The sequence below is a fragment of the Ectothiorhodospira magna genome (assembly GCF_900110965.1).
GTDB lineage: Bacteria > Pseudomonadota > Gammaproteobacteria > Ectothiorhodospirales > Ectothiorhodospiraceae > Ectothiorhodospira > Ectothiorhodospira magna.
Window position 1 is genome coordinate 1 of the sequence record NZ_FOFO01000028.1, and the last position, 13,144, is coordinate 13,144.

Below are 13,144 nucleotides of genomic sequence, written 5' to 3' on the forward strand. Positions count from 1 at the left end.
CGACATCCGCGACGACACCCTAAACAGCATCAGATCAGCAATACGAACCGTGTTTGCCACCAGGCTCCCTGCATGATTTCGTGGGGATACTTCAGCCTCTGCTGATGACATCGACCGCCGGGTACTGGAGACTGGACGTCCCTATTTTGGTTTGATAGGCGGGCTGTTCGGGGAAGAGTTCCGCGCCACCATTCCCTATATTGCTTACGCCAATGGCGATATCAACTGCATGGTATGTCATCAGGCGCCCGAGGGGCGCCTTTGGGAGTTGTCACCCTCACCGCCTCCGTGAATCACATGAAGACCGCCGGCATGGCCACGGCCCTGTTTCTGGTGGCCATCATGGGGCTGTTCGCCATCCTGTCCATCGTCTTTCTGAAGCGAATGCTTCGCCCCCTGGTAGAGACCAGCCAAGAGATCCGGCAGGCTGCCAGCTTGGCCAGTAGCGGGGATTTCAGCCAGCGGGTACGCAGTCGCAGTCATGATGAGATCGGGCAGATTGCCTCCCATTTCAATCAGATGGCCGACGCCATCACCCACAAACTTACCGAGATTCGGGACCATGTGGCTCAGTTGGTGAATACCGTGCCAGACTCCAAAGCCAACCTGCTGCAGGAGACCTCATCCACCGTCTCCGGCCTGGTAAAAGTGGCTCAGTTCAAACAGGCCATTGAGGAGGATCAAACCACAGAGGAGGTATTCTCCCGCTTGAGTGATGTTCTATGCACCGAATTTGGCATGGAGTATTTCTCCATCTACCGAGTAGACCAAGACAATCGACTGATGGAGACAGTGATCGTGGATGGGGTGTCCCATGATGAGATACGTTGGTGTCATCCCTCCATTCTGGAGGAGTGCACCACCTGCCGAACCGTGCGCACCGGTCATGCCATCGACGGCCTTGAAAACCCCAGTTTATGTCGGGCGTTCTCCCAAGATGCCCTGGCAGATAGACACAGCTACCTCTGCCTACCCATCATTCAGTCTGGTGGCGTAGGCAGCGTCGTGCAACTGGTGGTACCGCCTCAGAACATCCCAGCGCTCATTCGCACGCGCCCCCTGATCAGCGCTTATCTGCGCGAAGCGGCACCGGTACTTCAAGCCAAGAGTTTAATGGCCAACTTGCGCGAATCCAGCCTCAAGGACGCCATGACCGGCCTGCGCAATCGCCGTTTCCTGGAGGAGTACTCCGACAGCTTGGTGGCCCAATGCAAGCGTCGCAAGATGCCCATGACGATGATGATGCTGGATCTGGACTATTTCAAAACAGTGAACGATACTCACGGGCATGACGTGGGCGACCAGATCCTGCGGGAGTTGGCCGGTATCTTCCAAGCTCACCTGCGCGAATCCGACTTGGTCATTCGCTACGGCGGTGAGGAGTTCATGGTCATCCTGCTGGACACAGGCGCCAAAGCTGCTGTGGAAGTAGCCAGCAAAATTCGCGAGGCGGTAGAGACACACCCTTTCAAGGTGGCGGGCGGCGACCTCTACAAAACCCTCTCCATTGGTCTGGCCACCTACCCAGACGACGCCCAAGCCTTTTGGCAGGTGCTCAAATACGCTGACGTGGCCCTATATGCCGCCAAGGATAACGGTCGCAATCAGGTGGTACGCTTCACGCCGGAGATGTGGCCCCCGGGTGGTGATTACTGATGAGTGCGCACTTGAGGGGCCTTTGCCCGTCAGCATGGGGTCACGTCCCGCCAGTTATCGCAATGGGCGGCGCGGCACCCCCGGGTGGGTGCTGGCCGAGGCTGAGCCAAGGCGCGCGCCTTCGAAGCCAGCAGACGTGCCGCAGCGGTTTTTGGTGGTCCGCACGGTGGAGGACAAGCCCGATCCCGTGGCCCTGTCGCTGCAGCCCGGGGTTGGAGCAGTGGTCGTGGCGCTGAGTCATGGCCGACCAGCCTGCCTCCCCGGGGTGACTTCGCCAGGGCGATCCGCTGCACTCTCAACCACTGGCAGGCCCTGCTGCGCTTCACCGAGGATGGCCGCCTGGAGCCCGACAACAACCGCGGCGAACGTGCCCTGCGCGGCGTATGCGTGAGTCGCAAGAACTGGAACTTCACCGGCTCGGAGAATGGCGGTCACGCCCTTGCCATCCTGCTCACCCTCCTGGAGACCTGCAAGCAGAACAGGGTGAACCCCCGTCACTATCTGATCGATGTGCTTGAGCGCATCCAGGATCATCCCGCCAATCGCCTCCAAGAACTGCTGCCCTATCACTGGGCACCGCTGGCCCAGAGTTGCGGGGAGCATGCCAGCACCGAGTGACGGCTGGCTATACGGGGGCTACCGGACGGATACCATCAACCTGTGCATCACCTGCGACCGGGATCGTGCCGGCCCCGTCGTGATTGGTCGTACCCACGACCATCGTATGGATCTCTACAGTGTCGTCTGCGCCGTGCAGAACCTGTGGCTGGCCGCCCGCAGTGAAGGGCTGGGCGTTGGCTGGGTCAGCATCTTTCGGCCCGAAGACATCAAACGGGTACTCAGCCTTCCCGAGAACATCGTGCCCGTGGCCTACCTCTGCATCGGTCGCGTCAGTCACTTCCACGACAGGCCGGAACTTGAAACCGCCGGCTGGCGCTCCAGACTGCCGCTGGAACAACTGATCCACATGAACGGCTGGGGCCAGCCCCCCCGCCGCCGACGACCCGCTGGTGGAGGCCGTCCAGGCTTGCCAGAGCAAGGCCGATCAGTCGGATCTCCCCCTTTGAGGAAGCCGGCGACGTAACGTCACATGGGTAAGCCCCGCGACGAATATGCCGCACCCTGCACCCCGGCCGAGTAACGCTGGCTCCAGCGCCTTGACGAGCGCGCCCAGGGCGGCACCGAGAGGTGCGACGGTCAGCCGTCGCACTCTGACCCGGGACCACACGCTGCGCGAGCCCATCAATGAGCGGGTGGACCTGCTGGCCGCGAGCCGGGAGTGCCTGCGCCGGACGCCACTGGGTAGGCCGTTGCGGTTGCTGGGCGTGCGCGTGAGTGCCCTGGTGCCGGTTGCCGATGTCGCTGAAAACCCCGGAGTCTGGGAGCAGGGTGAGTTGGCCTTCGACGAGTGAAGTTGTTGGCGCCTGGCAAGGGTGGGGACGTGGCGTCGGGATGGATGCCTGCATTCGACCCTGAGCGGGCATTCGTAGGTAGTCGAGAAGGGGCCGCAGTCCATTGCAAAGCGGTCTCATCAGCGCGCCCAACTGGATTGGTCGCGGGGTAGATGTCCATCCGGGTCGTTCACGGTGACGGAGTTGTCATCTGTGAGCCGGTCCAAGTATACGACCAGGTTCGTGCCTCCCTCGTGTGCCTGGCTCGGGAAGAGGATACCTGTGCAACCACGGGCCCGAACCATGTCTGCAAGAACCCAGGTTGGAGGTTCAACGTGCAGATCGAATTTCAGGTGCCGCCAATCCTCGCGCCAGTCATGCCATAGCTCGTCCCAGGGCTCCCCGCAGTATAACTGACGCAGGTCGACCAGATCACGCAGCGTCGCAGTGTAGGAACACATCGTGCAGGGTGTCAGGAAGGGGGAGGTCTGCTGGTACTCCCGCAACGCGGTCAGCTCGTCCAGCGACAGGTACAGCGCCTCGATGCCTTCTCGGTTGAAACGCCCACCTTGGCATGCGGCCCCCGCGCCGCTGGTGGGTCGGCTGGCCCACAGCGGGGTAAGCGCGCGAAACAACGTGGTGCCGGAAGGCAGGTCGACGAGGATCACCCGACGAACCCGGCGCTGATCGACTCCAGATAGCCGATCACATCCTCGGTCCGCCCTTCCTGTACCAGTTGCATCAGGGTCTTGTGACGGAACACAGGAACGGGCTCGTTCTTGACCAGGAAGATGGCCCGCTGTGGGTCCGGCTCCACCGCCGTGGCGGCCGACAAAACGCGCATCAGGTCACGCAGCGCGGATTGCAGTCTTGGGGATTCCGGATGGGTGCGCAGTGTGTTGCGATGAACCCCTGCCAGTTCGGCCAGATCCTGCTGCTGTAGGCCAAGGAGAGCGGCAACGTTCGATGCGGAGAACCTTGACGTGCCGGGCTCCCGCGTCGATTCCAGCACGTCTGCAAAGATGGCGGTCATGGCGTTGTTCCTTACACGATTTGCACTTCGTGCACAATTTACGCACAGTCCACGCATGGCGCAAGTCATGGCTCATGCTGCGCTGCGGGCGAAACTCTCGATCTGTACCGTCGTATGCTCGCCGCGTAACGGCCAGGTTACCTTAGGCGTCAACTACGCACTCAGTCGGAGTGCCTCACTCATCCGGTGGGGGCGCTCCTCAGGGCCGTTGGCTGTCTCTGCTCGACCCTGAGCGGGCACTCAGTACACGCTGCTCAAGCGACTGGTGACCCTCTCATTCCGGACGCCCGATCCCACCTCAAATCGGCCCTTGCCAAGGGAGTTTCCGTGGGCGGCGCCAAGGGCTGCTACTTAGGGACGTGTCCGCTACGAGTTGACCATAACAATCCCCTCCCGCCTCGGCGACCAGTACCCTATCTTGATAGTATCCGTCATGGCTGCCCACGAACCATGACGAGGTGAGGATGTTCTTCCCGAAACTGCGCAGCATCGCCTCCGCCGGGGTGATCACCCTGCCGCCGACCGCCACGCTGGCGCATGCGGTGCACCGCATGCGCCAGCACAATATCCGCAATGTGGTGGTCACCGTGGGCTCTGACTACCGCCTGCTGCTCTCCAGCCTGCTCCTGAAGTTGCAGATCCGTGGGATGCCGCTGTCCACCCCCTTGGGCGACCTTGAACTCCCCAAGCCGGCCATTCTGGATCCGGATGAGACCGTCCTGGAGGGACTGAACGCCATCCGCAATGAGGCGGAGCACATCTGCCTGGTGGACCGGGAGGGCACGCTCCAGGGGATTGTCAGCTACAGTGACCTGGCCGCCAGCCTGGACCCGGAGGTACTGGCCGAGAGCCAGAGCATCGGGCAGTTGATCCACGCCCTGCAGCCGCTCACCGTGGAGGAAAACCACTCCACACGGGCTGTGATGGAACGCATGGACGAGGGGCACTTCAGCGCCGCCATCGTGATCCGCGAGGGCATTCCCGTGGGCATCCTCACCCAACGGGACGTGATCCACCTGATCGATGGTGACGCCGACCTGGATCAGCCCATTCAGCCGTACATGACCACCCCGCTGCGCACACTGAGCAAACACACCACCGTCGCCGAGGCATTGCGCTTCTGCCGCCAGCATCGCATCAAGCGTGTGGTGGTGGTAGATGACAGCGGCCGATTCACGGGCCTGATGGGGCACAAGGATCTGGTCGGCCTGTACTACAACCGTTGGTTCAACCTTCTCAAGGACCATCAGCAGCAGCTGGACGCACTCAATCGGGAACTGCGTGAGACCAACCAGGCGCTGTCCAGCCTGACCGACGAGATACCGGCCGGCCTCATGGTCATCGACCGGGAGGGCGTCGTCATACGGGTCAACCAGGCCACCACCGAACTGCTGGGTCATCCCGCCGATGCACTGGTGGGCCAGCGGGCGCTCGACTTCTTTCGCTGCGCGCAGCAGGGGCCAGAGAACGCTCGCTGGCTGCACTGCGACCGCGTGCACGACTGGATCCCTGCCGAGCGCTGTCGGGTGTTCGAAGCGATGCTTCAGGGGCGGCCCTTCGATGGGCGGGAGGTGATGATCAGCCGGGAGGGAAACCCGGTGGTGGTGGAACTCAAGGCCAAGCCGATGCCCCAGGGGCATGGCTTTCTGCTATTCCTGCAGGATGTCAGTGCCGAAACCCGCAAGGCCCATCAAATGGAGCAGGAACTGGACCTCTTTTCCCGGGGTCCGGTAATGGCCTGTCTGTGGTCGGCCGAGCCCGGCTGGCCATTCGAGTACGTCTCTCCCAACGTGGTCGACATCCTGGGTTATGAACGGGAGGCATTCATCGGCAGCCGACTGGGTTTTACGGAACTGCTCCACCCCGACGACCTGGACCGCATCAACAAAGAGATCGAATCCCACCTGGCTCGGCATGCCACGTCCATCGAGACCCAATATCGCCTCAGGAGACAGGACGGTGAATACCGGCGTTTCCTGGACTACACCTTTCCGGAATACGATGTCGATGGACAGGTGCTATCCGTGCGCGGCTATCTCATCGACCAGACCGAGGCGCTAGAAACCCGGGATGCCCTGGATGCCCAGGAGCGACAGTTTCGCACCCTGTTTGAGCTGTACCCCGATGCAACGCTGCTGATCGACGTGAGTGACGGCCGCACCCTGCAGTTCAACGCCCGGGCCCATGAGCAACTGGGCTACACCGCCGAGGAATTCGCGCAGTTGCGAATACCGGACTACGAGGCACTGGAAACACCCGAGGAAGTGGCCCTTCATATCCGGAGGATCATGGCCCACGGCCATGATGACTTCGAGACTCGGCACCGGTGTAAGGATGGCAGCCTAATTGACGTCCATGTGACCGTGAGTGTGCTGAAGCTGGGTCGGCAGGACTGCCTGCTGGGGGTCTTCCGGGACATCACCCGGCAAAAGCAGGCCGAACAGCGGGTGCGTGACAGCGAGGATCGTCTGAAACTGGCCACCGAGGCGGCCCAACTGGGCATCTGGGACTACCACATCCAGAACGACCGGCTGATATGGGACGACCGCATGCACACCCTTTATGGTGTGCATCCCGACGACTTTGGTGGTCGATTCGCGGACTGGGCGCAAACACTCCTGCCCGAATCACTGCCCCCTGTGCAGGCCGCCTTCGAAGCCCTGGTGCGGAACGACACCCCCTTCGATGTGCAGATCCAGATCCAGCGCCCCAGCGATGGCCAGGTCCGCACCTTGCGAGGAATCGCCCGGGCCATCCGTGATGACCAGGGCAGGGCCACCCGCGTGGTGGGAGTCAACGAGGACATCACGGAGCGCATCCTCGCTGAACGGAAGCTGGAATCCGAAGAGGCCAAATTCCGTGCCCTGTTCGAACTCTCACCGGTGGGTATTGCCATGAACGACTTCCACACGGGAGAGTTCATCCAGTTCAACCGGGCCATCAACGAGCCTGCCGGCTACACGCCCGAGGAATTCCGGCAACTTAGCTACTGGCAATTGACGCCGTCGGAATACATGCCGGCGGAACAGCGCATGCTGGACTCCATGAACCAAAACGGGAGCTACGGGCCCTTCGAGAAGGAATATATCCACAAGGATGGCAGCCGCTATCCGGTGCTGCTCCATGGTTTCAAGACCAAGACACCGGAAGGACGGGAGGTGATCTGGTCCATCATCCAGGACATCTCGGCCCAGAAGAGAGCGCAACAGGAGATCCAGGATCGCGAAGCGCGACTTCAGCAACTGGCCACCCAGAGCCGCAATGTCACCTGGGAGGTGGATACCCGAGGCTGCTATACCTATGTGAGCCCGGTGGCCGAGACCGTGTGGGGCTATTCACCCGATGAACTGGTGGGCAAGAAGTACTTCTTCGAACTGTATCCGGAAAACGGTCGGGAACGATTCAAGAGCGAGGTGTTTCAGGGGTTTGCACGCCGCGAGACCTTTCAGGGACATATCAATCCCATTGCCCACAAGCAAGGAAACATCCTCTGGATGTCCACCCATGCCTTCCCGGTAATCGACCCGAACGGGAATCTTCTTGGATACCGGGGCAGCGACCTGGATGTCACCGAATCCATCCGTGCCAAGCAGGCCCTGGAGGCGGAGAAGGAGCGCTTTCAGGGCATCTTCGAGAAGACCGGCAGCGGCGTGGCGGTGTATCGGCCCGTGGATGACGGCCAGGACTTCGTCTTCCTGAACTACAATGCCGCCGCCGAGCGAATGGACCAGACGCGGCGCGAGGACATCATCGGCCGGCGGCTGACGGAGTGCTTTCCCGCCGTCACCGAGATGGGCTTGCTGGATGTCCTGCAAACAGTGGCCCGCACCGGGCAAAGCGAGTACCTGCCAGTCTCCCTGTATGATGGCAAACAACTGAAGGCCTGGCGGGAAAATACGGTATTCCGGCTGTCCTCCGGGGAGGTGGTGGCCGTGTACAACGATCTCACGGAGATCAAGCAGGCCCAGGAGACCGCCGAGCGGGCCAATCGGGCCAAGAGCCAGTTCCTGGCCAACATGAGCCACGAAATCCGCACCCCCATGAATGCGGTGATCGGCCTCAGTGACCTGCTGCTGCATACCACCCTGAACCCCAAGCAACGGGATTATCTGGGCAAGATCCGGGATTCCTCGCGCATGCTCCTGGGCATCATCAACGACATCCTGGACTATTCCAAGATCGAGGCCGGCAAGCTGGAACTGGAGAGCCACAGCTTCCGACTTGAGGAGCTGCTGGATCAGATGCGTACCCTGTTTGCCAAGGCGGCCGACGACAAGGGCCTCGAACTGATCTTCGAACTCTCCATTCCAGAGGCCCAGGCCGTGGAGGGCGACGCCCTGCGCCTGGGGCAGATACTCGCCAACCTGCTGAGCAATGCCATCAAGTTCACCCCGTGCGGGCAGGTGATTCTGTCCATCCGCCAGCGGAAGCGGAGCCGGGACCGGCTGCACGTGCGGTTTGAGATTCAGGACACCGGCATCGGTATCGATCGCGAGCAGCAGATCCGGCTGTTCCAGGCCTTCTCGCAGGCCGACAGTTCCACCACGCGCAAATACGGGGGCACGGGGCTGGGTCTGGTGATCTGCCGCAAGCTGGTGGAGCGCATGGGGGGTAGCCTGGGGCTGGAATCGGCCCCAGGGGCCGGCAGCACCTTTCATTTCGATCTGACCTTACCATTGTCCCAGGAACAGCCCTACCCGGCCACACAGAATGGTATGCGACTGGGTGCCCGAGTGTTGGTTGCGGATGATCACGCCATTGCCCGCACCGTGCTGAGAAACATGCTGGAGGACTTCGGTTATCAGGTAAAGGAGGCCGACAGCGGCGAGGCGGCCATTGATGCCGTTCGCCAGGCTGAACAGGCCGCGACCCCCTTTGAATTCATCCTCATGGACTGGCATATGCCAGAGGGGCTGGACGGACTGCAGACCCTGGAGCGGTTGGAGGAGTTGCGCGAGCAGGGCGAACTGGGGCAGACAACGGTCCCCGCGGTGATCGTCAGTGCCTACAACCAGGCGGACCTGGCAACGCATTCCGATCGGTTTGGTGCCTTCCTGAGCAAACCGGTCACGCCGCGTGCCCTGATGGGGGCCATGCAGCAGGCGGTGTTAGGCAGTGCAACCGGTGAGCCCGGGGCGCCCCCACCGCATGGACATTTCCCGTGCTGGCAGAACCGAACGGTGCTGCTGGTGGAAGACAATGCCCTGAATCAGGAGGTGGCCCGGGAAATCCTGAACAAGACCCGGGTCCGTGTCATTCTGGCCAATGACGGTCAGGAGGCTGTGGATCAGGTGAACCAGCATGCCATCGACCTGGTGCTCATGGATCTGCAGATGCCGGTCATGGATGGCTTCGAGGCGTCACGCCGCATCCGCGAGAGGTACCCCGATCTGCCCATCATCGCCCTGTCTGCGGCAGTGATGGAGGATGATCGGGAAAAGGCCCGGGCGGCTGGCATGAACGACCACCTGGCCAAGCCCATTGACACGCAGGGACTGTTGCGAACCCTGGAGACATTTCTGGGCGAGGCGGCCGGCAGCACCGAGCCGATGACCGAGGCACAGACCGATCCCGTACTGCCAGACAACTTGTCGGCGTTTGACGTCGAGGCAGGCATCAGGCGTCTGGATGGCGACCGGCGTCTGTACCTGAAAACGCTGCGCCGCTTCCGGGAGCAGCTGGAAATCGGGGAACTGGCGGACCTGCACCATGCGCTGGAGGGGCCCGCGGACGGCACCACGAAGCGAGCACTTCACACCCTCAAGGGCCTGGCGGCCATGGTGGGGGCGCACGAACTGGCTGGGTGCGCTGCACGTCTGGAAGCGACCCTGGCGTCGGAGCGGACCATTCCCCACGCCGATGCCAGCAGTTTTACCCAGGCGCTCGATATTGTTCGCGATCAACTGGCCCATCTGCCCGAGATCGAAACAGCACCATCATCAGAGAAGCCGGACCCCGGTAAAATGACCGATGCCATGGACGCCGTGATTGAATCCCTGCAGGCTGGAGAGCTGGTGGACGAAGACCAGTTCGCATTCATCACCGCTTACCTGGAGCAGCATGTCGACCCTCAAGCCGCCCGCGAGTTGGCAGCGCGGGTGGAGTGTTTCGACCATGAGGCTGCCATCACCCTGTTGCAGCAGCTTGCAACCCAGGTACAGGCAAGCATTTCTTGAGGCTCCAAGTGTCAGAAAAGAAGGCAACCGTGCTGATCGTCGACGATCAGCCAAGCAATATTCATGTCCTCGCATCCCTGCTCAAGGCTGACTATCGCATCCTCACCGCGACCCGGGGTGAGCGGGCCCTGGAACTGGCCCGAAGCAAGCAGGCCCCGGATCTGATCCTGCTGGATATCATCATGCCGGACATGGACGGCTATGAGACCTGCCGCCTGCTCAAGGAGGACGAATCCACCCGGGCCATTCCGGTGGTGTTCGTCACCGCTCTGGACGACGCAAAGGATGAGGAGGAGGGGCTCAACCTGGGGGCCTCCGACTACATCTCCAAGCCGTTCAGTTCCGCCATTGTGCGCGCCCGGGTGCGCAATCAGGTGAACCTGAAGCTCAAGACCGATATGCTGGAGCAGATCGCTCTGCAGGATGGCCTGACGGGCATTCCCAACCGGCGTTATTTTGACCAGAAACTGGCCGAGGAATGGTCCCGGCTGAGTCGCAACGGCCAGCCTTTGTCATTGCTCATGATCGATATCGACCAGTTCAAGCCCTACAACGACCATTACGGCCATGGGGCCGGGGATGATTGCCTGCGACGCGTTGCCCAAGCACTGTCCCAGGCGCCGTCGCGCCCCGTGGATCTGGTGGCCCGTTATGGTGGTAAGGAGTTCATGGTGCTGCTGCCGGACACCGACAAGCAGGGCGCCGGGCATGTGGCCGAGCGCCTGCTCGAGGCCGTCCGTGCCCTGGAGATCCCCCACGAATATTCCGATGTGGCCTCCCGCGTCACCATCAGCGTCGGCGCGGCCACCCATGACGCAGCCGATGAAAAGACCAGCGCCGAGCAGCTCAAGAAGGCAGCCGATACAGCCCTGTATCGGGCCAAGACCCAGGGTCGCAACCGCTGGCTGCATGAAGTCTGATTGCGCATGTTCCACTCGACAGATCTGGATTGCTGTTCACTGGTGCAGCGTCACATCGTATGGGGCTTTGTTTTAGCTTTTCGGCAATCTGGTCCGCCATCAGATGGCCGGTACCGCCGAGCCGGATCTCCATGTCTTCCTCGCCGAGAGGGATTGAGCCATTGTTGGCGGGGCGATCTTTTCCCGGCTAACCTACGTACCTGTCCGGTAGCCCCCGTATTCCATAGTCCCCACTGATCCTCCATCGTCACCGGCACGATCTCAGGCAATAGAGGGGATGTGGCGGATGAGCAGAGGTATCCGGCCTAGAGGGTAACGGCCGCCTCCGGCTGCCATGCGGCTGCCTTTTCGATGGGCATGGCGGGAGAGAAGAAGAAGCCCTGGCCGAGATCACAGCCCAGCTGATGAAGCGTTTCGAGCTGGTCGGCGGTTTCGATGCCCTCAGCGATCACCTGCATGCCCAGCGCGTGTGCCAGATCGATCGCTGCTGCGACAATCTCCCTTACGCCAACGTCTCCGTTTATTTTATCGATGAATCCGCGATCGATCTTGATGGTTGTTGCCGGTAGTCGATGCAGATATGCCAGCGACGAGTAACCCGTGCCGAAATCGTCGATGGAGATGACGACCGGGATATCGGAGAGCTTCTCGAGCACCGCTACTGCCTGCTTGGGGTTCTTCATGATCTCACTTTCGGTGACCTCGAGCTCGAGAGATTGCGGCGAAAGCTTGTGCTTTGCAAGCAACGCCCGGATTTGTGCCGGAAAGGCATGATCCGTCAGGTTGCGACTGGAGATGTTTACGGCAATGGGAATCGCCTTATCGGCTTGTCCCCAATGCTCACGCGCCGCGATGAGTGCTTGATTTGTCACCCACAGCGAAAAGGAGTGAATACAGTCGGTGTGCTCCACGATCGGTATGAATTCGGCCGGAGATACAGTGCCCAGTGAGGGGTGCTCCCACCGGGCGAGCGCCTCGAAACTATCCAGCGTCATCGTAGCCAATCGGATTTTGGGCTGATAGTGCAGGGTCAGTGAGCCGTCGCGCTTGGCGGTTTGCAGGTCACCGAGCAAGATCAGACCACGCTTACGGTCGCGTTCCATGCCTGCGGTGTAGATCACGCTCCGAATACCTTGCTCGCGTGCGGTCTCAATGGCGGCTTCAGCCTGCGTGATCACGTTGCGACCGTCGCGGCCATTCAAACGCACGAACCCAAACAGGCTCGTGAAATGTATCGGCACGCCCTCGTACAGGACCGAGGTCTCGAAACGCTCCACGAGCTTGCCCATCAGCACGTCGAGATCGTCGTCCGGGTCGTGGAAAAGCACCGCGAGGCGCTCGCGGTGATAATGGTAGGCACGGGCACCGGGATAGAACACGTCAACCAGTCGCTGCCACAGCTGCGCGATGAGCACATCAGCGGCCTCATAGCCGAAAGTCGTAGTGATGTCTTGCAGGTTATCGAGCGTGATGACAACCAGGCCATTCTTTGGGACGCCCGGTTCCCGGCCGGCCAGTTGGCGGTCGAGCGCACGCCACAGTGCGAGCCGGCCCGGCAAGCCGGTGCCGGGGTCATGCGTCATGGCGTGAAAGAGGCGACGTTGATAATAGCCCTGGAGATGGGCAAAGGCGGCCACAACGAGTGCCACCGCAGTGAAGTTGGCGCTGCGCAGCCAGAGACCGGAGGAAGAGAGTAGTCCGCCACCCAACTGGAAAAGTATCGTCGTTGCGACAAGGCCTCCGACAATCGCCCCCCCGACCCCGAGTGAAACCGCGAGCAGGACAAGCGGCAGCAACAACAGGCCGGAGCTTGCCCCTTGCGTATCGGGCCAGCCAAGACCTTGAAGCCAGAGGACGCAAACCACCAGACCCACCGCACCGAGGGTGGCGACAATTGCCCGCCATTTCAGCGCCAGACCAGGGCATGGAAGGCGAAAGAATTCACGCATTTCGAGCATTCTTCTTGTA

At 61.4% G+C, this 13,144-nt stretch carries 9 protein-coding genes; 6 read left to right on the plus strand and 3 right to left on the minus strand.

What is annotated here, in order from left to right:
* Window positions 1–261: 261 nt before the first annotated feature.
* From BMX62_RS10985 to BMX62_RS11000, 4 genes are all read left to right on the plus strand, one after another.
* Window positions 262–1,656 carry a diguanylate cyclase gene (locus tag BMX62_RS10985; RefSeq protein ID WP_162273539.1) on the plus strand — a complete coding sequence of 465 codons (1,395 nt, stop codon included), beginning with the start codon at window positions 262–264 and terminating at the stop codon, window positions 1,654–1,656.
* Between the two features lie 252 nt (window positions 1,657–1,908).
* On the plus strand, window positions 1,909–2,274 hold the full coding sequence (locus BMX62_RS13285) for an IS66 family transposase (protein WP_274377171.1): 366 nt from the start codon (window positions 1,909–1,911) through the stop codon (window positions 2,272–2,274).
* Window positions 2,258–2,740, plus strand: a complete 483-nt coding sequence (locus tag BMX62_RS10995; RefSeq protein ID WP_238375970.1) for a nitroreductase family protein — start codon at window positions 2,258–2,260, stop codon at window positions 2,738–2,740. Before BMX62_RS13285 ends, BMX62_RS10995 begins: the two co-directional genes overlap by 17 nt.
* A 28-nt stretch (window positions 2,741–2,768) precedes the next feature.
* The gene (locus BMX62_RS11000) at window positions 2,769–3,068 is read left to right on the plus strand and encodes a DinB/UmuC family translesion DNA polymerase (RefSeq protein ID WP_090208791.1); all 300 of its coding nucleotides are present in this window, start codon (window positions 2,769–2,771) and stop codon (window positions 3,066–3,068) included.
* A gap of 119 nt (window positions 3,069–3,187) precedes the next feature.
* On the opposite strand, the gene BMX62_RS11005 is transcribed toward BMX62_RS11000, so the two are convergent.
* On the minus strand, window positions 3,188–3,715 hold the full coding sequence (locus BMX62_RS11005) for an RES family NAD+ phosphorylase (RefSeq protein WP_090208794.1): 528 nt from the start codon (window positions 3,713–3,715) through the stop codon (window positions 3,188–3,190).
* A complete protein-coding gene (locus BMX62_RS11010; protein ID WP_090208797.1) occupies window positions 3,712–4,080 on the minus strand; it encodes a helix-turn-helix domain-containing protein in 369 nt (122 codons plus the stop codon). The genes BMX62_RS11005 and BMX62_RS11010 overlap by 4 nt, the downstream gene beginning before the upstream one ends.
* Before the next feature lie 464 nt (window positions 4,081–4,544).
* Between BMX62_RS11010 and BMX62_RS13170 the strand changes: the two genes are divergently transcribed.
* Both BMX62_RS13170 and BMX62_RS11020 read left to right on the plus strand, forming a co-directional pair.
* Window positions 4,545–10,256, plus strand: coding sequence for a PAS domain S-box protein (locus tag BMX62_RS13170; protein ID WP_090208800.1), 5,712 nt, complete (start codon window positions 4,545–4,547; stop codon window positions 10,254–10,256).
* Window positions 10,257–10,285: 29 nt separating this feature from the next.
* Window positions 10,286–11,176: a diguanylate cyclase domain-containing protein gene (locus BMX62_RS11020; protein ID WP_238375971.1), complete on the plus strand. Its 891-nt coding sequence runs from the start codon at window positions 10,286–10,288 to the stop codon at window positions 11,174–11,176.
* 305 nt (window positions 11,177–11,481) lie between these two features.
* Here BMX62_RS11020 and BMX62_RS11025 read toward each other — a convergent pair whose 3' ends face one another.
* Window positions 11,482–13,125, minus strand: coding sequence for a putative bifunctional diguanylate cyclase/phosphodiesterase (locus BMX62_RS11025; protein WP_162273540.1), 1,644 nt, complete (start codon window positions 13,123–13,125; stop codon window positions 11,482–11,484).
* Window positions 13,126–13,144: the final 19 nt, after the last annotated feature.

Bases quoted from the DNA above. Each gene is read 5' to 3' on its own strand.
- BMX62_RS10995 (WP_238375970.1), top strand. From the start codon at position 2,258: ATGCCAGCACCGAGTGACGGCTGGCTATACGGGGGCTACCGGACGGAT.
- BMX62_RS13170 (WP_090208800.1), top strand. From the start codon at position 4,545: ATGTTCTTCCCGAAACTGCGCAGCATCGCCTCCGCCGGGGTGATCACC.
- BMX62_RS11000 (WP_090208791.1), top strand. From the start codon at position 2,769: ATGCCGCACCCTGCACCCCGGCCGAGTAACGCTGGCTCCAGCGCCTTG.
- BMX62_RS11010 (WP_090208797.1), bottom strand. From the start codon at position 4,080: ATGACCGCCATCTTTGCAGACGTGCTGGAATCGACGCGGGAGCCCGGC.
- BMX62_RS11025 (WP_162273540.1), bottom strand. From the start codon at position 13,125: ATGCGTGAATTCTTTCGCCTTCCATGCCCTGGTCTGGCGCTGAAATGG.